Annotated in this window: 20 protein-coding genes; 8 read left to right on the top strand and 12 right to left on the bottom strand. The window is 68.4% G+C overall.

Features of this window, described 5'->3' with window-relative positions:
* Positions 1–4: 4 nt before the first annotated feature.
* From U4Z64_RS04945 to argS, 3 genes are all read right to left on the bottom strand, one after another.
* Complete coding sequence (locus U4Z64_RS04945; protein WP_044846188.1) at positions 5–646, bottom strand: thiol:disulfide interchange protein DsbA/DsbL; 642 nt, start codon at positions 644–646, stop codon at positions 5–7.
* 69 nt (positions 647–715) lie between these two features.
* A complete protein-coding gene (locus U4Z64_RS04940; RefSeq protein WP_321819378.1) occupies positions 716–1,618 on the bottom strand; it encodes an SPOR domain-containing protein in 903 nt (300 codons plus the stop codon).
* 114 nt (positions 1,619–1,732) lie between these two features.
* Positions 1,733–3,514 (bottom strand): arginine--tRNA ligase, encoded by a 1,782-nt coding sequence (argS, locus tag U4Z64_RS04935; RefSeq protein ID WP_044846190.1) that lies wholly within the window; start codon positions 3,512–3,514, stop codon positions 1,733–1,735.
* A 200-nt stretch (positions 3,515–3,714) separates the two neighbouring features.
* On the opposite strand from argS, the gene U4Z64_RS04930 reads away from it, so the two are divergent.
* On the top strand, positions 3,715–4,038 hold the full coding sequence (locus U4Z64_RS04930) for a DUF1840 domain-containing protein (protein WP_044846191.1): 324 nt from the start codon (positions 3,715–3,717) through the stop codon (positions 4,036–4,038).
* A gap of 283 nt (positions 4,039–4,321) precedes the next feature.
* On the opposite strand, the gene U4Z64_RS04925 is transcribed toward U4Z64_RS04930, so the two are convergent.
* From U4Z64_RS04925 to U4Z64_RS04900, 6 genes are all read right to left on the bottom strand, one after another.
* Positions 4,322–4,948, bottom strand: a complete 627-nt coding sequence (locus tag U4Z64_RS04925) for a hypothetical protein (RefSeq protein WP_321819377.1) — start codon at positions 4,946–4,948, stop codon at positions 4,322–4,324.
* Between the two features lie 148 nt (positions 4,949–5,096).
* Entirely contained in the window at positions 5,097–7,814 is a 2,718-nt protein-coding gene (gene metH, locus U4Z64_RS04920) for a methionine synthase (protein WP_321819376.1), read from the bottom strand.
* A gap of 46 nt (positions 7,815–7,860) precedes the next feature.
* Entirely contained in the window at positions 7,861–8,928 is a 1,068-nt protein-coding gene (locus U4Z64_RS04915) for a homocysteine S-methyltransferase family protein (RefSeq protein ID WP_044846194.1), read from the bottom strand.
* Between the two features lie 328 nt (positions 8,929–9,256).
* Positions 9,257–9,514 (bottom strand): DUF3567 domain-containing protein, encoded by a 258-nt coding sequence (locus U4Z64_RS04910; RefSeq protein ID WP_006477667.1) that lies wholly within the window; start codon positions 9,512–9,514, stop codon positions 9,257–9,259.
* A 244-nt stretch (positions 9,515–9,758) separates the two neighbouring features.
* The gene (locus tag U4Z64_RS04905; RefSeq protein WP_321819375.1) at positions 9,759–11,030 is read right to left on the bottom strand and encodes a DUF3108 domain-containing protein; all 1,272 of its coding nucleotides are present in this window, start codon (positions 11,028–11,030) and stop codon (positions 9,759–9,761) included.
* Between the two features lie 147 nt (positions 11,031–11,177).
* On the bottom strand, positions 11,178–12,053 hold the full coding sequence (locus U4Z64_RS04900; protein WP_321819374.1) for an IclR family transcriptional regulator: 876 nt from the start codon (positions 12,051–12,053) through the stop codon (positions 11,178–11,180).
* Between the two features lie 127 nt (positions 12,054–12,180).
* Here U4Z64_RS04900 and U4Z64_RS04895 point away from each other — a divergent pair, with 127 nt between their 5' ends.
* The 6 genes from U4Z64_RS04895 to rfaE2 all read left to right on the top strand — a co-directional run bounded on the left by U4Z64_RS04895 (position 12,181) and on the right by rfaE2 (position 18,227).
* Entirely contained in the window at positions 12,181–13,173 is a 993-nt protein-coding gene (locus U4Z64_RS04895) for a fumarylacetoacetate hydrolase family protein (protein WP_044846197.1), read from the top strand.
* Positions 13,174–13,303: 130 nt separating this feature from the next.
* Entirely contained in the window at positions 13,304–14,131 is an 828-nt protein-coding gene (locus U4Z64_RS04890) for an enoyl-CoA hydratase/isomerase family protein (protein ID WP_321819373.1), read from the top strand.
* A gap of 79 nt (positions 14,132–14,210) precedes the next feature.
* A complete protein-coding gene (locus tag U4Z64_RS04885; RefSeq protein WP_321800650.1) occupies positions 14,211–14,963 on the top strand; it encodes a PhaM family polyhydroxyalkanoate granule multifunctional regulatory protein in 753 nt (250 codons plus the stop codon).
* Positions 14,964–14,987: 24 nt separating this feature from the next.
* Positions 14,988–16,214: a patatin-like phospholipase family protein gene (locus U4Z64_RS04880; RefSeq protein WP_044846772.1), complete on the top strand. Its 1,227-nt coding sequence runs from the start codon at positions 14,988–14,990 to the stop codon at positions 16,212–16,214.
* A gap of 486 nt (positions 16,215–16,700) precedes the next feature.
* Positions 16,701–17,579: a ferritin-like domain-containing protein gene (locus U4Z64_RS04875; protein WP_321800651.1), complete on the top strand. Its 879-nt coding sequence runs from the start codon at positions 16,701–16,703 to the stop codon at positions 17,577–17,579.
* Positions 17,580–17,741: 162 nt separating this feature from the next.
* Positions 17,742–18,227: a D-glycero-beta-D-manno-heptose 1-phosphate adenylyltransferase gene (gene rfaE2 / locus U4Z64_RS04870; protein WP_044846769.1), complete on the top strand. Its 486-nt coding sequence runs from the start codon at positions 17,742–17,744 to the stop codon at positions 18,225–18,227.
* Between the two features lie 16 nt (positions 18,228–18,243).
* Here the strand turns inward: rfaE2 and U4Z64_RS04865 are convergent, their stop codons facing one another.
* The 3 genes from U4Z64_RS04865 to U4Z64_RS04855 all read right to left on the bottom strand — a co-directional run bounded on the left by U4Z64_RS04865 (position 18,244) and on the right by U4Z64_RS04855 (position 20,276).
* Positions 18,244–18,486, bottom strand: coding sequence for a hypothetical protein (locus U4Z64_RS04865; protein WP_044846779.1), 243 nt, complete (start codon positions 18,484–18,486; stop codon positions 18,244–18,246).
* An 84-nt stretch (positions 18,487–18,570) separates the two neighbouring features.
* Entirely contained in the window at positions 18,571–19,359 is a 789-nt protein-coding gene (locus U4Z64_RS04860; protein WP_321819372.1) for a type III pantothenate kinase, read from the bottom strand.
* On the bottom strand, positions 19,356–20,276 hold the full coding sequence (locus tag U4Z64_RS04855; RefSeq protein ID WP_044846767.1) for a biotin--[acetyl-CoA-carboxylase] ligase: 921 nt from the start codon (positions 20,274–20,276) through the stop codon (positions 19,356–19,358). Before U4Z64_RS04855 ends, U4Z64_RS04860 begins: the two co-directional genes overlap by 4 nt.
* Between U4Z64_RS04855 and U4Z64_RS04850 the strand changes: the two genes are divergently transcribed.
* Entirely contained in the window at positions 20,275–21,354 is a 1,080-nt protein-coding gene (locus U4Z64_RS04850; protein WP_321819371.1) for a hypothetical protein, read from the top strand. The two genes, U4Z64_RS04855 and U4Z64_RS04850, sit on opposite strands and share 2 nt — an antisense overlap.
* Positions 21,355–21,375 lie beyond the last annotated feature (21 nt).

The following is a 21,375-nucleotide window of genomic DNA, read 5'->3' as shown; positions in this document are numbered from 1 at the left end:
GGGATCAGAGCTTCTTGTCCTGAACCTGCTTCACGAGGTAGTCGAGCACCTGCGCGGTACCCGGGATGCTGTTCGTGTAAGCCGGGCCCGTCTTGTACTTGCCCTGGACCACGATCGTCGGCACGCCGTCGATCGCGTAGTTCTTCAGCAGCTCGGCCGACTGCTTCACCTGGCCCTGCACGCTGAACGAGTTGTACGCGTCCATGAACTGCTTCTTGTCGACGCCCTGCGTCGCCAGGAAGTCGGCCTGCGCCTGCGGCGTCAGCAGGTAGTTCTTCTGCTTGTGGATCGCGTTGAAGATCGCCGGCGTGACCTTCTCCGAAATGCCGAGCGCCGACACCGCGTAGAACAGCTTCGAGTGCGGGAGGAAATCGTCGCGGAAGGCGACCGGCACGCGCTTGAAGTCGATGTTGTTGCCCTGCTTCTTCACCCAGGCCTCGACGGTTGGCTCGAATTCGTAGCAGTGCGGGCAGCCGTACCAGAAGAACTCGATGACTTCGACCTTGCCGGCCGGCGCGGACACCGGCTGCGGCGACTTCATCACCTCGAAGTCCTTGCCGGACACCGGTGCCGCGGGCGAAGCCTGGGCGAAGCCGGCTGCGGCCAGGCCGAGGGACAGAAGGAGCGTGCTAAGCAGTTTTTTCATGTTGTGGACGTCGAATCAGTTGCTCGGGTTACGAAACGTAACGGGTTCTGCGTGGGCGCGGCCGGTTGCTTACTGCTTCGTGAAACGGATCACCGCCGTGTCGACACCTGCATCGGACAGGCGCTGGCGGGCCGAGTTCATATCCTCGAACTTCGAGAACGGGCCGACGCGCACGCGGAAATAGGTCACGCCGCTGACATCGCGCTTCGACACCTTCGACTCGAAGCCCTGGAAGCCCAGCCGCGCGCGCTGCTGCTCGGCGTCGCCTTCCGTCTTGTACGCACCGACCTGCAGGAAGTAGCCGGTGTTCGCGTCGCTTGCGGTCGGCGGCTTCGCTGCCGCGGCGGACGTCGCGGACGGCGCCGGCTTCGGCGTGTTCGCGGCCAGTTGCTGTTGCTGCTGTTTCTGCGCGGCAGCCTGCTGCGCCTGCTTCTGCGCGGCGAAGCGCGCGAGGTCGTCGTCGCCGCCTTGCTGCTGCTGTTGCTGCGCCTGTTGCGTCTTCTTCGGCGGCGGCGGGTTGTCGGCCGGCTTCGGCGCGACGGCGACGCCATTGCCCGACGACGCGTTGTTCGATGCGGTGGTGTTGCTCGAGCCGCTAGTGTTGCCGGAGCCGTTCGTGTTACCCGACGGCGGCACTTCGACGATCTGCGGTTCGGGCAGCAGGCCGCCCTGGGTCTGGTTCGCGGCCTGGCCCGGCGCGGTATTGGGCGGCGCGGATTGCGCGGCCTGCGGCACCGGCTGGCCGGGCGTCTTGCCTTGCAGCGCGCGGTTCGGGTCGAACTGCTGCGGCTGGCTCGCGGCGTTGTCGGCCGGCGGCGGCGCGACCTTCGACACGAACGGCGACGGCGACCGCGTGATGTAGAGCGCCACCACCACCGCGATCGCGAGGCCGACGATCAGGCCCAGCACGATTCCAAGAAATGTCCCTCCGGCTTGTTTCGATTGCTTCGAAGTTCGGCGTGGTTGTGCCATTGCTTGAGTCACCTGCAAAAAGAATCGTGAAAAGGCTGCGACGGGCATCCGGCGGCGGGTGCTCCCGTCGCAGGCGCGCCTGCCGCAGCCATTCGCTGCCCGGTCCGGGCCGCCTTACATCTTGGCGGGCGCGGACACGCCGAGCACCGCCAGGCCGTTCTCGAGCACTTGCCGGGTCGCGGCGAGGAGCGCGGCGCGCGCGTTGCGCGGCGCTTCGTCGTCGACCAGCACGCGCTCCGCATTGTAGAACGAGTGGAATTCACCAGCGAGATCGCGCAGGTAGAACGCGACCGCGTGCGGCGCCAGTTCGTTCGCCGCGTGCGTGAGCATGTCCGGATACTCGGCGAGCTTCTGCATCAGCGACACGGCCTGCGGGCTCGTGAGCTGCGACAGGTCGGCACCCGGCAACTGCGCCGCGTCGACGTTGTAGCGCGACTTCAGTTCGTTGAGCACCGAGCAGATCCGCGCATGTGCGTACTGGACGTAATAGACCGGGTTCTCGTCGTTCTGTTTCAGCGCGAGGTCGATGTCGAACACGAATTCGGTGTCGGCCTTGCGGGAGATCAGGAAGAAACGGACCGCGTCGCGGCCGCGCGTGATGGTCGCCTCGTCGATCAGGTCGGGGGCTGCTTCCTGGCCCGGCGTCGCGCCGCCCGACCATTCGATCAGGTCGCGCACCGTCACGTAGCTGCCCGCGCGCTTCGACAGCTTCACTTCCTGGCCGTCGCGCATCACGGTGACCATCTTGTGCAGCACGTAGTCGGGATAGCCCTTCGGGATACCGATGTGCAGGCCCTGCAAGCCCGCGCGCACGCGCGCGATCGTGCCGTGGTGGTCCGAACCCTGGATGTTGATCACCTTCGAGAAGCCGCGCTCCCACTTCGTCACGTGGTACGCGACGTCCGGCACGAAGTACGTATACGTGCCGTCGGTCTTGCGCATCACGCGATCCTTGTCGTCGCCCTCGTCGGTCGTGCGCAGCCACAGCGCGCCGTCCTGCTCGTAGGTCATGCCGGCCTTGATCAGCGCGTCGACCGTCTTCTCGACCCGGCCTTCGCTGTACAGCGACGACTCGAGGTAGTACTGGTCGAATTTCACGCCGAACGCCTGCAGGTCCATGTCCTGCTCGTGACGCAGGTACGCGACCGCGAACTTGCGGATCGCGTCGAGATCGTCGATGTCGCCCGCGCCGGTGACCGGCTCGCCGTCCTTCGCGGCAACCGTCTCGCGGTTCAGGTAGTCGCGTGCGATGTCGGCGATGTATTCGCCGTTGTACGCGGCTTCCGGCCAGCCCGCGTCGCCCGGCTTCAGGCCGCGCGCGCGCGCCTGCGTCGAGATCGCGAGGTTGCCGATCTGCACGCCGGCGTCGTTGTAGTAGAACTCGCGGTGCACCGCGTAGCCCTGGCTCGCGATCACGTTCGCGAGCACGTCGCCGAGCGCCGCCTGGCGGCCGTGGCCGACGTGCAGCGGGCCGGTCGGGTTGGCCGACACGAATTCGAGCAGCACCTGCTTGCCCTTTTCGCGATCGGACGTGCCGAACGCGCGGCCCTGGTCGAACACGGCGGCGATCACCGCCTGCTTCGCGGCGGCCGTCAGGCGCAGGTTGATGAAGCCGGGGCCGGCGATTTCGGCCGCGTCGACGAGCCCTTGCGCGGCCGGCTGGGCCGTGAGCGCGGCGACGATCTGCTCGGCGAGCTGGCGCGGGTTCGTGCCGAGCGGCTTGGCGAGCTGCATCGCGACGTTGCACGCGACGTCGCCGTGCGCGGCGACCTTCGGGCGCTCGAGCGTGATGGCCGGGGCGACGAACGCTGCGTCGGCGCCTTTCAGCGCGTGTGCGACCTGCGTGACGCTATCCGCGAGCAGGGCTTCGAGGGTCTGTTTGTGAGCTGGCAGCATGCTGGTAGAAGGCTTCGTTGGTGGCGGCCGGAAACGCCGGCCGGCCGGCGCGCTTTTTAAGCGCGCGTTTCAGGGATCGCAGAATTTTAACAGGTGCTAATATGCCGCTCAGGCGCCCCGCGTCCGCGAGGCCGGACGCCGGCCTGCCGGCGTCCCCCAACCGCGCCGCGCAGGCACAACAAGATGAAAAGGGAATAGTCATGATTACGTTCAAGAGCAAGGCGGCACAGGATCTCGACGTGCTGAAGGATTTCGCCGTATACGTGCTGGGCCTCGTCGGCAAGCAATTGGGCGAACGCGGTGTCATTACGCACGACGAACTGGACCACGCGATCGCGAAGCTGGAAGGCGCGGTCGCGCAGGCGAAGCAGGAGCGTGCCGAGCACGCCGGCCATTTCCACGAGGACGAAGACGACCACGCGCACCACGAAGTGCCGCCGAGCCTGGCGCAGCGCGTCGCACCGTTCCTGACGATGCTGCGCGAAGCGAAGGCCGGTCAGGCCGACGTGCACTGGGGCTTCTGAACTCCGTAGTCCGGCCGACGCGGATCGCGAGGTCGGCAAGGCAACAACGAGCCTGCTCGATGCAGGCTTTTCTTTTGTCTGATGAAATTCGGGCCGGGCGGCTGGCCGCTCGCCTTGACCGGCAAGGGAAATTCCTTATAATTCAACGCAAGACTATGTGAAAGCGGGTGCGAAAACATAGTGCCGCCCGGGCAACCGGGTCCCACCTGGAGTGGGTATTTCGTCGATGGACGAAAAGAGAATCCCGCATGCGACGGCTGCCGAAAGGCGGCCGTTGGTTTTTCTACGCACGAATCTTCCGGCCTTCCAGGCTCGCGCGCAGCAAGGTGCGCAACGCCACCTTCCGGGCGTCCCGCTGGCGTTTCGTCAGGTCGCCCTCCAGCAGATAGGTGGATTGGACCCGCAGGACAAGCCTGCGCTTTCTCGTCCGATCCTTCGACACCTCGAAAAACACCGCGTACACGCGCTGCGTACCGTCCGACAACACCGTTTCCACCGTGACGAAATTGGGTTGCCGTTCGTCCGCGACGACGATCCGGCGTGCCGGCAGCCCGACGATCACGTCGCGCAACAGTCGTCGCGACGCGTGATACCGGTCGGCGCACAGCACACGTGTCTCGCGGCCGTCGTCGTAGATTTCGTCATCCGGGATCGCGTCGCGATCACGCTGGTCCCATTTGAAGCTGCGCGTAAAGCAGTGGCACGAGAACAGCACCAGGACCGTCACGTCGAATCCGGTTTCCAGATCGCAGATGAACGTCAGCGGGCGCAAATGGCTCAGATCCCAGCGCTCGCCGCGGTAGATCGTCGGCGGGAACGAGCTCGCGCTGTCAGCTGGCGTTTCGGTGATCCGGATTTCGAAGGTCGGCATGCGGGAACGATTTTGGGAGAAGGGTGCCGTGCCGCCCACGCGCGCGAGCCCCGAGGCTTGGCGTTGTCGCGACTTCGCTTCCGGTTATTGAGATTAGGTGTCCTGATGAATCGTATCGTTGTACGACGCGCCCCTTGATCGGGGCGCGTTGCGATGGAAGCCGCGGATGGCGCCGCGGTCGATGCGGTTAAAGCTGCGGCGCGAGCGCGCGGCGCGCGTCGTCGAGCGACAGCTGCATCCGTTGCGCGTAGTCGTCGAGCTGATCCTGCCCGATTTTGCCGACCGAGAAGTAGCGGCTGTCCGGATGCGCGAGGTAGAAGCCCGACACGCTCGCCGCCGGCAGCATCGCCAGCGAATCCGTCACGCTCATGCCGATTTCGTCCGCGTGCAGCGCGGCGAACATGTCGCGTTTCACGAGGTGGTCGGGGCAGGCCGGGTAGCCGGGCGCCGGGCGGATGCCCGCGTACTTTTCGGCGATCAGCGCGTCGTTGTCGAGCGTCTCGCCGCTCGCGTAGCCCCACAGCTCGCGGCGCACGCGCGCGTGCATCGCTTCGGCGAACGCTTCCGCGAAGCGGTCGGCGAGCGCCTTCAGCATGATCGCGCTGTAGTCGTCGTGGTCGGCTTCGAACTGCTTTTCCTTCACGTCGACGCCGAGGCCGGCCGTCACCGCGAACATGCCGATGTAGTCGGCGACGCCCGATTCCTTCGGCGCGATGAAGTCGGCAAGCGAGCGGTTCGGGCGCATCACGCCGTCGACCACCGGACGCACGCTCTGCTGGCGCAGGTTGCGCCACGTCATCAGCACTTCCGAGCGCGATTCGTCGGTGTAGATTTCGATGTCGTCGTCGTTGACCGTGTTCGCCGGCAGCAGCGAGATCACGCCGTTCGCGGTCAGCCAGCGGCCCTGGATCAGGCGCGCAAGCATCGACTTCGCGTCGGAGAACACGCGCCGCGCCGATTCGCCGACGATCTCGTCGTTCAGGATCGCCGGGTACGGGCCCGCGAGATCCCAGGTCTGGAAGAACGGGCCCCAGTCGATGTAGTTCGCGAGTTCGTTCAGGTCGTAATTCCTGAACACGCGGCGGCCGATGAACTTCGGCTTCACGGGCTGGTAGCCCGCCCAGTCGGTCTTCGTCTTGTTCGCGCGCGCCTGCTCGAGCGTGACCATCGGCTGCGCCTTGCGGTTCGCGTGCTGGTCGCGGATCCGGTCGTAATCGGACTTCAGCTCGTCGAGGTACTTCGCCGCGCCTTCGTCCGACAGCAGGTTCGACGCGACCGACACCGAGCGCGACGCGTCCGGCACGTAGACGACCGGGCCTTCGTAGTGCGGCGCGATCTTCACGGCCGTGTGCACGCGCGAGGTCGTCGCGCCGCCGATCAGCAGCGGGATCTTCTTCACGCGGAAGTAGTCGTCGCGCTGCATTTCGGACGCGACGTACGCCATTTCCTCGAGGCTCGGCGTGATGAGGCCCGACAGCCCGATGATGTCCGCGCCCTCGACCTTCGCCTTCGCGAGGATCTCGTTGCACGGGACCATCACGCCCATGTTGACCACTTCGAAGTTGTTGCACTGGAGCACGACCGACACGATGTTCTTGCCGATGTCGTGCACGTCGCCCTTCACGGTCGCGATGACGATCTTGCCCTTCGCGCGCACGTCGCCGCCCGCTTCCGCGAGCAGGCGCTTTTCTTCCTCGATGAACGGGATCAGGTGCGCGACGGCCTGCTTCATCACACGCGCCGACTTCACGACCTGCGGCAGGAACATCTTGCCCTGGCCGAACAGGTCGCCGACGATGTTCATCCCGTCCATCAGCGGGCCTTCGATCACGTTGATCGGACGGCCGCCGGCCGCGGCGATCTTCGCGCGGACTTCCTCGGTATCCTCGACGATGAAGTTCGTGATGCCGTGCACGAGCGCATGCGAAAGCCGCTTCTCGACCGGCTGGTTGCGCCACTCGAGGTTCTCTTCCTTCTTCGCGCCGCCCGCCTTGAACTTGTCGGCGATCTCGAGCAGGCGGTCGGTCGAATCGTCGCGGCGGTTCAGGATCACGTCCTCGACGCGCTCGCGCAGCTCCGGGTCGAGATCGGCGTACACGCCGAGCTGGCCTGCGTTCACGATACCCATGTCCATGCCCGCCTGGATCGCGTGATACAGGAACACGGTGTGGATCGCCTCGCGCACCGGGTCGTTGCCGCGGAACGAGAACGACACGTTCGACACGCCGCCGCTCACCTTCGCGTACGGCAGGTTCTGCTTGATCCAGCGGGTCGCCTCGATGAAGTCGACCGCGTAGTTGTTGTGCTCCTCGATGCCGGTCGCGACCGCGAAGATGTTCGGATCGAAGATGATGTCTTCCGGCGGGAAGCCGACTTCGTTCACGAGGAAGTCGTACGAGCGCTTGCAGATCTCGGTCTTGCGCGCGTAGGTATCGGCCTGGCCCGTCTCGTCGAATGCCATCACGACCGCGGCCGCGCCGTAGCGGCGGATCAGGTTCGCGTGGCGGCGGAACGCGTCCTCGCCTTCCTTCAGCGAGATCGAGTTCACGATCGCCTTGCCCTGCACGCACTTGAGGCCGGCTTCGATGACTTCCCACTTCGACGAGTCGATCATGATCGGCACCCGCGCGATGTCCGGCTCGGACGCGATCAGGTTCAGGAAGCGCACCATCGCCGCCTTCGAATCGAGCATCGCCTCGTCCATGTTGATGTCGATCACCTGCGCGCCGTTCTCGACCTGCTGGCGCGCGACCGCGAGCGCCTCGTCGAACTGGCCGTTGAGGATCATCCGCGCGAATGCCTTCGAGCCGGTGACGTTGGTGCGTTCACCGACGTTGATGAAGAGCGTTCCGGACGTGACGTTGAACGGCTCGAGGCCGGCAAGGCGCATCATGTGATCGGTCATGGCGGTGCGAATTCGTATGAGGTAGGGCGGGCGTTGATGCGGTCGGTCAGGCGGCGTCGCTGTACTGGCTCGGCCAGCGGCGCGGTTTCACGTCGGCGAGCGCCTTCGCGATCTCGGCGATGTGCTCGGGCGTCGTGCCGCAGCAGCCGCCGGCGAGGTTCACGAGCCCGGCCTGCGCGAATTCCTTCAGGAGGCCCGACGTGACGTCCGGCGTCTCGTCGAAGCCGGTGTCGCTCATCGGGTTCGGCAGGCCCGCGTTCGGGTAGCACGACACGTAGGTGTCGCACAGCTTCGCGAGCTCGGCGATGTACGGGCGCATCAGCGCCGCGCCGAGCGCGCAGTTCAGGCCGAACGTGAGCGGCTTCGCGTGGCGCAGCGAATTCCAGAACGCCTCGACCGTCTGGCCCGACAGGATGCGGCCCGATGCGTCGGTCACGGTGCCCGAGATCATGATCGGCAGGCGCTCGCCGGTGTCTTCGAATAGTTCGTCGAGCGCGAAGAGGGCGGCCTTCGCGTTCAGCGTGTCGAAGATCGTCTCGACGAGGAACAGGTCGACGCCGCCGTCGAGCAGCGCCTTCGCCTGCTGGTAATACGCGTCGCGCAGCTCGTCGAACGTGACGTTGCGCGCGCCCGGGTCGTTGACGTCCGGCGAGATGCTCGCCGTCTTCGGCGTCGGCCCGATCGCGCCCGCGACGAAGCGCGGTTTGTCGGGCGTCGCGTAGCGGGCCGCCGATTCGCGCGCGAGCCGCGCCGATTCGACGTTCATCTCGACGACGAGGTCTTCCATCCCGTAGTCGGCCTGAGCGACCGTCGTCGCGCCGAACGTGTTGGTTTCGACGATGTCCGCGCCGGCCGCGAAGTACTGGTCGTGGATCTCGCTGATGATCTGCGGCTGCGTGAGCGACAGCAGCTCGTTGTTGCCCTTGATGTCGCGCGGGAAATCCTTGAAGCGCTCGCCGCGATACGCGGCCTCGTCGAGCTTGTAGCGCTGGATCATCGTGCCCATCGCGCCGTCGAGGATCAGGATGCGCGATTTCAGCAGCGCGGGCAGTGCGGCGCCACGCGTGTAGGGCGCGTCGAGCGGGGCGGAAGCGGCGAGAGGAGTCGCAGACATGGGCGAGAGACCGGCGAAGACGGGAAAACCGTCATTGTAGCCGGTGCGCCGGGGCGCCGCCCGGCCTCGCGCGGCGCGGAGCCGGCCGGCGCGGCATGCGGGTGGCGCGCACGGTCGTGGTGCAGGCAACGGTGCGGGCCCGATGCCTGCGTGCGTGCGGTCTGCGCGCAATGAACGCGCGTACCTGCGCGTACCTGTGTGCGAGGCGCGCACCGGTGGCACCAAACGAAAACCCCCGCCCGGCGAACCGGACGGGGGCTTGGATCGGAGTGCTCGCGGCGCCGCTTAGTGCGGCGAATGGCCCGGCGGTGCGCCGGGCCGCGGGTCGTCAGTGCAGGACGACGGGCATCATCATCAGGCTGTCGAACTGTCCGAGGAATTCGTCCACTTCGTCGAGCGACGGTTCATCCTCGATCAGCTGTTTCACGTGCGCGCGGAATCGCTCGGCGAGCTCGCCGTCGATGAAGATCTCGCGCTGGGCGTTCTTGTCGACGATTTCGTATCCGCCGGCATTCATCAGATGGTGGCCGGCCTGCGGCGCAAATTCGACGACGCAGTAGTTGGGGCTGTTGTAGATCATTTGCATGGCGGCACTCCTCTTCGCAGTGGCATCTGGCCTTGTTGTCCCGTAGGTGGGGCGGGCTGTGCCGGTTTCAAGGGGCTTGCGCTGCACACCCCGTTCTCCCGTTTGCGTGGGGTGTATCGGTTAGAAACCAATGTCTATCAAACGTTTCTTATTGTGATCCGGTGGACTGAAATAGTTGTTAAAGAGTGTCATCGGCCATTTCGGCGAGTCCTTTAATCGGTCGAAATTGCCGATTGGTCGATCGTCACGGCGCGGCCGGCGCCGAGGCCGGCAGTGCAGACGCTGGCGCGGGCGGTTGCACGGCGGGCGGCGGCGTGGGTTGTGCCGGCTCCGCGGCCGGTGCGCTGGCAGGCGCGTTGGTTGCGCCTTCCTTCGTTGCGCCTTGCGTCGCGCCGGCGGTCGGTGCATCCGGCGGGGCGAGCCGGCCGTGCCACAGCAGCTCGATCTGCGAACCGTTCGGTTCCGATTGTACGAGCCTCGCGGGCAACCAGTCGAGCGACGGCGCGAGCCACATGTCGATGCGGCGCGTGTCGCCGTCGCGGCGCGGCAGCCGCATGAAATGGCGTGCCCGGATGATGCCGGCCTGCGTCTGCACGTCCTCGTCGCCGATCACCGTGATCGGCCAGGTCTCGCCGCTGTTGTTGTTGATCACGAAGAACTGTTGCGTGACGCCCGGCTTGTACGCGGCCGGATTGCCGCGCACGAGCCCCGACAGCTGCATCAGCATGCTGAAGCGATCCTGCACGCCGTCGGGCAGCGGCGCGTTGTTCGGCGTGCGCGTGAAGACCACCTGGCGGATCTCGCGGTTGAAGATCGCGATGTCCTCGGGCCGCTTGCCGCGCTTCTCGACATAGCGGTCGGGCGCGACGCCGAACGCGTCGATGCGGCCTTCGCTGCGGTAGGAGAACGGGCCGACGAACGGCACGGGCATCGACACCGACAGATCGTAGGTGCGCCCGTCGGTGCGCCAGTGGATCGTGCCGATCATGTTCTGCATCCCGTTGTAGAACGTGTCGTACTGCAGGTCGCCGGGCGGCGGCGCCGCGAACTTCACGCCGCTCGTCGCGGGGCCCGGCGTCGCGGCACTGGCGCCACTGGCGGCATCGCCGGACGATGCCGCGTGCGCGCCGGATGCGCCTGTCGTGCCGCTCGCGGCGGAGGCGGCGGCCGGCGGCGGCTCGCCGTGCTCGGCCGTCTGCGTCGACGTGAGGACCGGCTCGGGCGACGGCGCGGCCTTCGGTGCAGGCTTCGGCGTGGCGGGAGCCGGTTTCGCCGGCGCCGGCTCGGCCGGATGTTCGGCCGGCTTCGGCGCAGGCTGGCGCTCGATCGGTTGCGGCTTCAGCAATTCGATCTGCACCGGTATCGCGGCGGGCGCGGGCGGCGTGAACGCGTCGCGGCTGCGCGTCAGCCACAAGGCCGCGAGCGCGTGCAGCACCAGCACGACCACGAGCGCGATGCCCACGCGCAGCCAGCGGCGGGGCGGGGCGTGACGAGGACGGGTGTCGGCAGGCGGCATCGGCGAAACGGTACAAGGGTTGGGGCGGTCGCGGCGCGCAGCGCGCGTCACAGCCGTCGGACCGCCGGATGCGCCGCGCGTTCGCGGTACATCGCGCGGGTGTCGCACGTGTGTAGCGCGCCCGGCGTGTCAGGCGTGTCAGGCGTGTCAGGCGTCGCGCGCGTCCGGACTATAGCCGAGTTCGTAAGACAGTTTCTGCGCGCAGGCACGCAGCGCGGTGTCGATTTCGCCGCCCCACGCGATGTCGAACATGCCTTCCTGGCCGAGCGCGACGATCGCGAGCGCGAGTTCGCCGACCGCGTCGAACACCGGCATGCAGAACGCGTGGATCGTCGGCAGCAGCATCCCTTCGACGCGCGCGGCCTGATGCGCACGCACGTCGGCGAGCACCGCCTCGACCTCGTCGAGCGTGCGCGGGCCGCCGTGATGCGGCGAGCGGCGCGTGTCGGCGAGCTCGCGTTCGAGCATCGCCGCGGTCTTGCTGCGCGGCAGGTACGCGGCGAACAGCAGGCCCGTCGCGGAGCCGAGCAGCGGCATCACGTCGCCGAGCTTCAGCGACGCCTTCGCGGGATGGCTCGATTCCATCCAGTGCACGATCGTCGGCCCCTGGTTGCCCCACACCGCGATGCCGACCGTCTGGTCGACGCGGTCGCGCAACTCGGTCAGCGCGATCCGCGCGAGTTTCACGCCGTCGACGCGCGCGAGCCGCGCGAGCCCCATCTGCAGCGCGAAGCCGCCGAGCTCGTAGCGGCCCGACACGGGATCCTGCGACACGACGCCGAGCCGCGAGAAGCTGACCAGGTAGCGGTGCGCCTTCGCCGGGCTCATGCCCGCGCGCTGCGCGAGGTCGCGCAGCATCATCGCGCGCGGCTCGCTCGTCAGCACATCGAGCAGGCGGAAGCCGACCTCGATCGACTGGATGCCGGAGCGGAGCTTCTCGCCGCCTTCACCGTGCTCGCCGGCGCCGGCGTCGTCGGTGTCGGAATCGGCGGGGTCGTCGTCGGGAAGCGGGCTGGCAGGCATGGGCAACGGGGGCGCGACAAGGCGGCAAGGGTCGGGACGAAAACGGCGCGCACGATCGTGGCGCGCCGCACGGATTCACCATCGTAAAATAGATTCCCTCCATCGTCACTAAAACGGCAGATACCCCATGAAACTTGCATCGCTGAAGGACGGCACGCGCGACGGCCAGCTGATCGTCGTGTCGCGCGACCTGCACACCGCGGCGATCGCCGATGCGATCGCACCGACGCTGCAGCGCGTCCTCGACGACTGGGCGTTCTACGCGCCGCAACTGCGCGACCTGTACGACGCGCTGAACCACGGCCGCGCACGCAACGCGTTCGCGTTCGATCCGGCGAACTGCATGGCGCCGCTGCCGCGCGCGTTCCAGTGGGCCGACGGCTCCGCGTACGTGAACCACGTCGAGCTCGTGCGGCGCGCGCGCGGCGCCGAGATGCCGCCGGAGTTCTGGACCGATCCGCTGATGTACCAGGGCGGCAGCGACGATTTCCTCGGCGCGCGCGACGACATCATGTGTCCGTCCGAGGAATGGGGCATCGACTTCGAGGCCGAAGTCGCGGTGATCACCGGCGACGTGCCGATGAGCGCGTCGCCGGACGACGCGCTGAAGGCCGTGCGGCTCGTCACGCTCGTGAACGACGTGTCGCTGCGCAACCTGATTCCGGCCGAACTCGCGAAGGGCTTCGGCTTCTTCCAGAGCAAGCCGGCCACCGCGTTCGCACCGGTCGCGGTGACGCTCGACGAGCTCGGCGACGAATGGCGCGAAGGCCGCGTGCACCGGCCGATGATCGTCCACTGGAACGGCAGGAAGGTCGGCCAGCCCGACGCGGGCACCGACATGGTGTTCCACTTCGGCCAGTTGATCGCGCACGCGGCGAAGACGCGTAACCTGCGTGCCGGCTCGATCGTCGGCTCGGGCACGGTGTCGAACAAGGACGCGAAGCGCGGCTACTGCTGCATCGCCGAGAAGCGCTGCCTCGAGACGATCGAGCACGGCGCGCCGCAGACCGAATTCATGCGCTACGGCGACACCGTGCGCATCGAGATGTTCGACGCGGCCGGCAAGTCGATCTTCGGCGCGATCGAGCAGGCGGTCGCGCCGCCCGACGGCGCGGCCTGACGCAGACGCGCCAGCCGACGCGAAACCCGGCCCCGGCCCGCGCGCCGGGTTTCGCCTGATGTTTGCCCGCGCGGGCTTGGCTACACTCGATTCAGGCGCTTCAGGCGTCTCGAGAACCCGGGAGCTGCGCATGGCCGATCTCGCCGCATACGGCGGTTACGAAGCACTGAAGGTGACACGCCGCGATCACGGCGTGCTCGACATCGTGATGAGCGGCGAGGGCGCGAACCGCAGCGGCCTCGCGACTGCGAACGAGCGCATGCATCGCGAGCTCGCCGACATCTGGCGCGACGTCGACCGCGATCCCGACACGCGCGTCGCGGTGATCCGCGGCGAGGGCAAGGGCTTTTCGGCGGGCGGCGATCTCGCGCTCGTCGAGGCGATGGCGAACGACTTCGACGTGCGCGCGCGCGTGTGGCGCGAGGCGCGCGACCTCGTCTACAACGTGATCAACTGCAGCAAGCCGATCGTGTCCGCGATGCACGGCCCGGCCGTCGGCGCGGGGCTCGTCGCCGGGCTGCTCGCCGACATCTCGATCGCCGCGAAGGACGCGCGCATCATCGACGGCCATACGCGGCTCGGCGTCGCGGCCGGCGATCACGCGGCGATCGTGTGGCCGCTGTTGTGCGGGATGGCGAAGGCGAAGTACTACCTGCTGCTGTGCGAACCGGTGAGCGGCGAGGAGGCCGAGCGGATCGGCCTCGTGTCGCTCGCGGTCGAGCCGGCCGACCTGCTGCCGAAGGCGTACGAAGTCGCGGAGCGGCTCGCGCACGGATCGCAGTCGGCGATCCGCTGGACCAAGTACGCGCTGAACAACTGGCTGCGCAGCGCCGGGCCGACGTTCGATACGTCGCTCGCGCTCGAATTCACGGGCTTCTCCGGGCCCGACGTGCAGGAAGGCATCCGCTCGCTGCGCGAGCGGCGCCCGCCCGACTTCCCCGGCGACGCACCGTTCTGACGCGCGTTATGATCGAACCAAAGGCGGCCGCTCGATCCGTGCCGGCCGCTTCGCTCCCCCAGTCAACCAGGACGCCCGTATGACGACCGATGCCCCCGGCTCCAATCCTTTCGCCGGCTTTGCCGGTTTCAAGCCTGCCGACATGCTCGACCGGATGTGGGACATGATGCGGATGACGCCGTTCGGCGGGATGGCGTCGTTTCCCGGCACCGCGTCGGGGCTGCCGCCTTCGCTGTCGAGCATGTCCGACATGATGGCGCCGCTCACGAGCGTCGAGGAACTCGACAAGCGGATCACCGATCTGCGTGCGGTCGAGCAATGGCTCAAGCTCAATCTCGGGATGCTGCAGTCCGCGATCCAGGCACTCGAGGTGCAGCGCGCGACGCTCGCGACGCTGCGCGCGTTCGGCGCGTTCGCGCAAAGCTCGATGTCGGCGGCCGAGGAGGCCGCGGTTGCGGCCGCGCAAGCGGCGTCCGCGCCGCGCGCCGACGCGCAGCAAGCACCGGACGCCGCCGCCGCGGACGCGCCGCCGGCTGGCGACGCCGCGCAACAGGCGTTCGATCCGGCCGGCTGGTGGAATCTGCTGCAGGCGCAGTTCAACCAGCTCGCGAGCCTCGCGATGACGCAGCCGGGGGCGCAGCCCGCGGCACCGGACGACGCCGCACCGCCCGAGCAGGCCGCACCGGCCGCGCGGGCGGCACAGCCCGCGCCGGCCGCGGCCGCCGCGCCGCGCAAGCCGGCCGCGAAGCGCGCGAAGCCGGCCGATTCGGCCGCGGCGCGCGCGGCAGCCGCTTCGTCGCCCGAAACGCGTCCGCCGAAGCGCTCGACGTGATGCGAACCGGATAGCAGGTCGATCATGCGGCTCGCGCTCGTGCTGATGGGAGGCGGCGCACGCGCCGCCTATCAGGTCGGCGTGCTGAAGGCGCTGGCCGAAATCGCGCGCGAGGCCGATCCGAACCGGCAGACGGTGCCGTTCACGGTGGTCTGCGGGTCATCGGCCGGCGCGATCAATGCGACGTCGATCGCAAGCCATGCTGACGACTTTTCGCACGGCGTGCGGCGCCTGCTCGAATTCTGGGAGCCGCTGCGCGCGGACTACGTGTATCGCACCGACTGGCTCGGCATCGCCGCGGCGGGCGCACGCTGGCTCGCGACGATGACCTTCGGCTGGGCGGCGCGCCGCTCGCCGCGCGGGCTGCTCGACAACGCGCCGCTCGCGCACCTGCTGCAGCGCGAGCTGAGCTTCCACCGGATCGAGCAGATGCTCGAGGCCCGCCTGCTGCATGCGCTGTCGGTGACGGCGCTCAGCTATTCGAGCGGCCGGCACCTGACCTTCTACCAGGCCGCCGAGCCGATCCAGGCATGGCGGCGCGCGCAGCGCACCGCACGGCTCGTCGATCTGTCGGCGTCGCACCTGCTCGCGTCGTCGGCCATTCCGTTCGTGTTCCCGGCCGTGCCGCTCGTGCTCGACGGCCAGATCGAATACTTCGGCGACGGGTCGATCCGCCAGGTCGCGCCGCTGTCGCCGGCGATCCACTTCGGCGCGGACCGGATCGTCGTCGTCGGCGCGGCCGATCCGCGGCCCGAAATTCCCGCCGCGAACGGCTCGGGGCTGGTGCGCGGTTACCCGACGCCCGCGCAGATCGGCCAGCAGGTGCTCGCGAGCGTGTTTCTCGACTCGATCGGCTCGGACATCGAGCGGATCGAGCACATCAACCGGATGATCGAGCATTTGCCGCACCAGGTCGAAGTCGACAGTGGCTGGCGGCACGTCGACGTGCTCGCGATCGCGCCGTCCGAGCGCATCGAATTGATCGCCGCGAAACACCTGAAGCAGATGCCGGCGACGATGCGCGGGCTGCTCGGCGCGATCGGCGGCAGCCAGCCGGCCGGCGCGTCGTTCGCGAGCTACCTGTTGTTCGAGGAGGCGTTCACGCGCGAGCTGATCGAACTCGGCTACCGCGACGGGCGCGCGCAGCGCGACACGCTGGCGGACTGGATCGCCCGGGCCGACGGCGGCAGTGCGCCGGCGGCCGGCACGCCGCCCGAAGGCGGTCTCGCGACAGGCGAAATACGGGTCTGACCGACAGGCGCGGGCAGGCCCGAAAGCGACCCAGCTTACATTTCGGTTGCGTTTTTGCGACGGGGCCTGCGACCGATCGCCGCACCGCCGTTGGCGGCCCGCGACCGGTTCCGCGTCTCGGAACCGTCATGTGTGCGTGCTATCATGGCCGCCGCCGTATACACCATATCGAGCAGCCCGCCGGTCCGGCGGTCGCACGGGAACCCGTCCGGGGACCGCGTGGCGCCGGGCGGGCTCGCCACCGAGCCGGCCTGCGCCGGCCCCCACATCAGGCACGCGCGGTCGGTTCCGTTCGAGCGGAGCGGGGTCGCGGCGTGCTTCAAGGCGGCGGCGCGGCCGCCCGGCTGCCGAACGCGGAATCTGCGTCCGGGGGCTGGATTCACGCGTAAAATTAGAGTCTTGGCTGCAAAAAGCGCGTTCGCGCGCCCGCGCGGCAACAGTCACGTTTAGAGAAGTCGCATTGCGCAGAACAGGGGTGGGACCATCATGAACACCATGCTTTATCCGGAACTTTACAGGTCGCTCGAAGCTGTCCGCTGGGACATGGAGAAGGACATTCCGTGGGACAAGTTCGACGCTTCGCTGCTCACCGACGAGCAGGCGAAGACGATCAAGATGAACGCGATCACCGAATGGTCGGCGCTGCCCGCGACGGAAATGTTCCTGCGCGACAACCAGCACGACAGCGACTTTTCCGCGTTCATGAGCGTGTGGTTCTTCGAGGAGCAGAAGCATTCGCTCGTGCTGATGGAATACCTGCGCCGCTTCCGGCCGGAAATGGTGCCGACCGAAGAGGAACTGCACGCGGTGCGCTTCGAGTTCGACCCGGCGCCGCCGCTCGAGACGCTGATGCTGCACTTCTGCGGCGAGATCCGCCTGAACCACTGGTATCGCTGCGCGGCCGACTGGCACACCGAGCCGGTCATCAAGCACATCTACGAAACGATCTCGCGCGATGAAGCGCGCCACGGCGGCGCTTACCTGCGCTACATGAAGAAGGCGCTGAACAACTGCGGCGACGTCGCGCGCGCGGCGTTCGCGAAGATCGGCGTGCTGATGGCGTCGGCGCGCCGCACCGAGAAGCCGCTGCACCCGACCAACCTGCACGTGAACCAGGCGCTGTTCCCGCGCGACACCGTGCAGTCGCGCCTGCCCGATCCGGAATGGCTCGAGCGCTGGCTCGACGAGCAGATCCGTTTCGACGGCGAGTGGGAAAAGAAGGTCGTCGAGCGGATCCTGCACAACCTGTCGATCCTGTTCGAGCGAACCTTCGCGACCGCGCAGGAACTGAACCGCTATCGCAAGGAAGTCACCGGCCGCCTGCAGTCCGAAGGCGGCCCGTCGTCGGCCGCGCAACCGGCCTGAGGCCGCGCGGCGTCGCAGCCGGCGTGAAGCGCCGCCGGCCGCGCTCGCCGCCCCGTATTCCCGCATGAAGCCCGCCCGGCGATCCGGCGGGCTTTTTATCTGGCGCCGCCGTGTTCCGTCGCGACGTGCACCGCGCGCCGCTCACGCCATCCGAAATCCATCATGCCCGCTACCTTCGAACGCAAGCTGATCACCCGTGACGCCCTGGTTGCGCTGCGCGCTTCGCTGCCTTCGCCCGTCGTGTTCACGAACGGCGTGTTCGACATCCTGCACCGTGGCCACGTCACCTATCTCGCCGATGCGAAGGCCCTCGGCGCATGCCTGATCGTCGGCGTGAACAGCGATGCGTCGGTGCGCATGCTCGGCAAGGGCGACGACCGGCCGATCAACCGCGAGGAAGACCGCATGGCGCTGCTCGCGGCGCTGGAAAGCGTCGACTGGGTCGTGAAGTTCGAGGAGAAGACGCCGGTATCGCTGATCGAGGCCGTCCGTCCGGACATTCTCGTGAAGGGCGGCGACTACGACATGGACGCGCTGCCGGAATCGGCGCTCGTGCGCGGCTGGGGCGGGCGGGCGCTCGCGATTCCGTTCGAGCACGACCGCTCGACGACCGCGCTGCTGAAGAAGGTGCGCGCGCAGCAGTCCTGATGCGGGTGCCGCGCCGTCAGGGCGCGGATGCCGCGAACGGCTCGGCCGGGACGGCCGGCGCGCCGATCGGGCCGCCGATCACCGGCTGATCGGCCGCCTGCGCGAGCGGCATCGCATGCAGCGCCTCGGGCCGCACCTGCCGGGACAGCACGCCCGGTTCGCGCGGACCGGCCGCCGGCAGCGGCCCGAACACGCCGCGCACGGCGACGAACGCGAGCAGGTTCGCGAGAAAGAGAACAGCGATCAGCCAGCGCAGCATCGTCGACACTCCTCGTCGTCGTTCAGTCGTTCAGTCGTTCGGTCGTTCGGTCGTTCAGTCGGCGCGATGCCGGCCGGTTTTACGTCAATCCTGCGCCGCCGCTTCCGCGGCGATCAGCGCAAGCCCGGACAGGATCAGCGCATCGTGCCGCGTATGCGGCAGCGTCAGCGCACGCGCGACGTCGTCGGCCGCACCGCCTGCCAGCACGAGCCGCACGGGGGCTTGCCACGCATCGGCGAGATCGCGCCACGCGCGTTCGATCAGCCCCGCCTGCGCGTACAGGCAGCCGGCCGACAGCGAGCGCGGCGTATCGACCTGGAACGGCTCGGCCTGCGCGCCCGCGAGCAGCCCGCTCGCGATGTCGGTGGTCAGCGTCGGCAATTGCGCGGTGTGCGTGCCGAGCGCGCGCATCATCAGCGCCCAGCCCGGCGCGATCAGCCCGCCGGTGAAACGACCGTCCGCACGCAGCGCTTCGAGCGTCGTCGCCGTGCCGAACGTCGCGATCAGCAGATGCTCGCCCGGAAACGCCGCATGCGCGCCGATCAAACCGGCCCAGCGATCGCTGCCGAGCTGTTCGGGCGTCGTATAGCCGTTCGTCACGCCGCATTGCGCGGGCCGCGAGCGGATCGTCGTGCGCGGCAGGCCGGGCCAACGGGCGTCGAGCAGCGCGTCGAGCCGGGCGGCCACGTCGGCACCCGCGACGTTCGAGATCCATGCGCCGCGCGGACGCGGCACGGCCGACCAGTCGGGATCGGCGCCGCCGTCGCGCGTATGGCCGAACGCGCCGGTGTCGACGAGCGTGCGCTGCGCGTCGGCGAGCGCCCACTTGATCCGGCTGTTGCCGGCGTCGATCAGCAGATGCGGTTCGTTCATTGCGCTTCGCGCAGCGATACGTCGCCGGCCGCGATCGCCCGCACGCCATCGGGCGTGTCGAGCAGCAGCTGGCCGGTCGCGTCGATGCCGGTCGCGATGCCGCGCACGCGTTCGACACCCTGTTCGAGCAGCACGACTTCGCGCCCCGCGTATGCGTGCAGCGCGTGCCAGCGCGGCAGGAACGGCGCGAGCCCGTCGGTGCCGAACTGCGCGAGGGCGGGGGTGAGCGCGTTCAGCGCGGCGGCGAGCGTATCGGTAAGGTTGGCCGATGCGCACGCGGCCGACAGCGCGGCCGGCGGCAGCCCGCTCGCGAGCGTCGCTTCGCGCGCGCGCAGCGCGTCGACCTGCGCGGCGACGGCTTCCGCGCCGCGCACGTTGATGCCGAAGCCGATCACGACGGCGGTCGCGTCGGCGGTGGTCCAGACGGTTTCGATCAGGATCCCGGCGAGCTTGCCGACGATGCGCGGCGTGCCGTCGTCGGTGACCGTCAGCAGCAGGTCGTTCGGCCATTTGAGCGCGACGCGCGTGCGGGCGTCGAGCGGCAGCGCGGCGAGCCCTTCCGCGAGCGCGACGCCGATCGCGATGCTGAGGCCGCCGAGCGCGTCCACGGGGCGCGGCACGATGCAGCCGACCGAGCACAGCAGCGCGTTGCCGGGCTGCGCGAACCACGGGCGGCCTTGCCGGCCGCGGCCGGCCGTCTGCTCGAACGCGACGCGCACGAGCGGCGCGGGCAGCGCGTTCGCGGCGCGCGGCAGCGCCTTGAGGCGCGTCGCGACGTCGGCGTTGGTCGAGCCGGTGGCGGCAACGATGTCGAGCGGCCACGCGCGCGGCGCGGCATCCAGGTGCGCCTCGAGCCGGTTGCGCGCGATGTGCGCGTCGCCGGAATCGGGCGTGTCGGAGGAGGTGGGGGCGTTCATGGTGGCTATTGTAGCGACAGGGGCGCAAGGGGCGCGTGGAAGCACCGGCAGCAATATCGACGATGATGGCCGCGCATCCGGCGCGGCTACCTGTTTTTCAGGCTCGGCTTGCACGGATGCGCGAATGCTCGCGGTCGGTGTCCTGCTTGACCGCGGGCCAGTTGCCGCTTGCGCCTGCCGAACCCGGCACAGTCGCGTACCGCCGCCGGCCGGCATCTTGAATTTGGCGACCGGCACGACTACGTTCGAAGTATCCGCTCTGGCGGCGCGTTCGACGGTGTTGCCGGCAGTAACGCAGACGAATCGGCGCGCGCCGGCGCGTCCTCGTCGTTGCCGCATCGACGGAAATGGCGATGAACCCGCTTCATTCGGGTTCGAGCCCGTGCAGCCTGTTCGCGCGCCTTCACCGCAAGACGCGCCGGATCGCCGCTGCCGCCGGGCTCCCGACGACGTGTGCCTGTCGCCGGCTGATGGACTCGCTCGAGTCGGCATGGTCGGCGGTGCGAGCGGGTACGTCGCATACGCACCGGCGCTGATGCGGCGGCCGACCGTTTTCAAGGAGGTGGCCATGCAACTCCACATGCATTCGCACCATTACGTGCGCCGCATTCCGGTGTGGCGAGCCGCCGTGATCGGCGGGTGCGTGGCCGGTGCGGTTTTCCTCGTCGTCCAGGTCGTCGCGGCGGCAATCATCGGACACGACGCGTGGGCGCCGCTGCGCATGATCGCGGCCATCTACTTCGGCGATGACGCGCTCGCGCCGTCGGCCACGGTCGAAGTGGGGACGCTGCTGGCCGCGCTGGGCGTGCACTTCGCGTTGTCGATCGTGTTTGCGCTGGTCCTGGCCGTGATCATCGCGTGTTTCAGCCTGGATTCGAGCATCGGGATGGCCAGCGTGGCGGGGGCCGTATTCGGCGTGCTGCTGTACGTCGTCAACTACTACGGCATGACGCAGTTGTTCCCGTGGTTCGCCGACGCGCGAGGCTGGGTGAGCGCGCTCGATCACATCGTCTTCGGACTGATCGTGTCCGACTCGTACATGCGCCTGGAACGACCCGCGCGGAGCGGCGCCGCCTGACGCCGGATGCCGCGACGGCAC

The sequence above is a fragment of the Burkholderia sp. BCC1996 genome (genome assembly GCF_905339955.1).
Taxonomy (GTDB): Bacteria; Pseudomonadota; Gammaproteobacteria; order Burkholderiales; family Burkholderiaceae; genus Burkholderia.
Note: the sequence above shows the minus strand (reverse complement) of the source record. Positions and strands in the feature narration are given on the sequence as shown.

What these genes read in the sequence shown, in the direction of transcription:
- U4Z64_RS04890 (WP_321819373.1), top strand. Translation starts at nt 13,304, where the DNA reads ATGGCCGATCTCGCCGCATACGGCGGTTACGAAGCACTGAAGGTGACA.
- U4Z64_RS04915 (WP_044846194.1), bottom strand. Translation starts at nt 8,928, where the DNA reads ATGTCTGCGACTCCTCTCGCCGCTTCCGCCCCGCTCGACGCGCCCTAC.
- U4Z64_RS04910 (WP_006477667.1), bottom strand. Translation starts at nt 9,514, where the DNA reads ATGCAAATGATCTACAACAGCCCCAACTACTGCGTCGTCGAATTTGCG.
- U4Z64_RS04945 (WP_044846188.1), bottom strand. Translation starts at nt 646, where the DNA reads ATGAAAAAACTGCTTAGCACGCTCCTTCTGTCCCTCGGCCTGGCCGCA.
- U4Z64_RS04850 (WP_321819371.1), top strand. Translation starts at nt 20,275, where the DNA reads ATGGTGGCTATTGTAGCGACAGGGGCGCAAGGGGCGCGTGGAAGCACC.
- U4Z64_RS04905 (WP_321819375.1), bottom strand. Translation starts at nt 11,030, where the DNA reads ATGCCGCCTGCCGACACCCGTCCTCGTCACGCCCCGCCCCGCCGCTGG.
- U4Z64_RS04940 (WP_321819378.1), bottom strand. Translation starts at nt 1,618, where the DNA reads ATGGCACAACCACGCCGAACTTCGAAGCAATCGAAACAAGCCGGAGGG.
- U4Z64_RS04930 (WP_044846191.1), top strand. Translation starts at nt 3,715, where the DNA reads ATGATTACGTTCAAGAGCAAGGCGGCACAGGATCTCGACGTGCTGAAG.
- metH (WP_321819376.1), bottom strand. Translation starts at nt 7,814, where the DNA reads ATGACCGATCACATGATGCGCCTTGCCGGCCTCGAGCCGTTCAACGTC.
- U4Z64_RS04880 (WP_044846772.1), top strand. Translation starts at nt 14,988, where the DNA reads ATGCGGCTCGCGCTCGTGCTGATGGGAGGCGGCGCACGCGCCGCCTAT.
- U4Z64_RS04855 (WP_044846767.1), bottom strand. Translation starts at nt 20,276, where the DNA reads ATGAACGCCCCCACCTCCTCCGACACGCCCGATTCCGGCGACGCGCAC.
- rfaE2 (WP_044846769.1), top strand. Translation starts at nt 17,742, where the DNA reads ATGCCCGCTACCTTCGAACGCAAGCTGATCACCCGTGACGCCCTGGTT.
- U4Z64_RS04875 (WP_321800651.1), top strand. Translation starts at nt 16,701, where the DNA reads ATGAACACCATGCTTTATCCGGAACTTTACAGGTCGCTCGAAGCTGTC.
- U4Z64_RS04895 (WP_044846197.1), top strand. Translation starts at nt 12,181, where the DNA reads ATGAAACTTGCATCGCTGAAGGACGGCACGCGCGACGGCCAGCTGATC.
- U4Z64_RS04885 (WP_321800650.1), top strand. Translation starts at nt 14,211, where the DNA reads ATGACGACCGATGCCCCCGGCTCCAATCCTTTCGCCGGCTTTGCCGGT.
- U4Z64_RS04900 (WP_321819374.1), bottom strand. Translation starts at nt 12,053, where the DNA reads ATGCCTGCCAGCCCGCTTCCCGACGACGACCCCGCCGATTCCGACACC.
- U4Z64_RS04860 (WP_321819372.1), bottom strand. Translation starts at nt 19,359, where the DNA reads ATGAACGAACCGCATCTGCTGATCGACGCCGGCAACAGCCGGATCAAG.
- argS (WP_044846190.1), bottom strand. Translation starts at nt 3,514, where the DNA reads ATGCTGCCAGCTCACAAACAGACCCTCGAAGCCCTGCTCGCGGATAGC.
- U4Z64_RS04865 (WP_044846779.1), bottom strand. Translation starts at nt 18,486, where the DNA reads ATGCTGCGCTGGCTGATCGCTGTTCTCTTTCTCGCGAACCTGCTCGCG.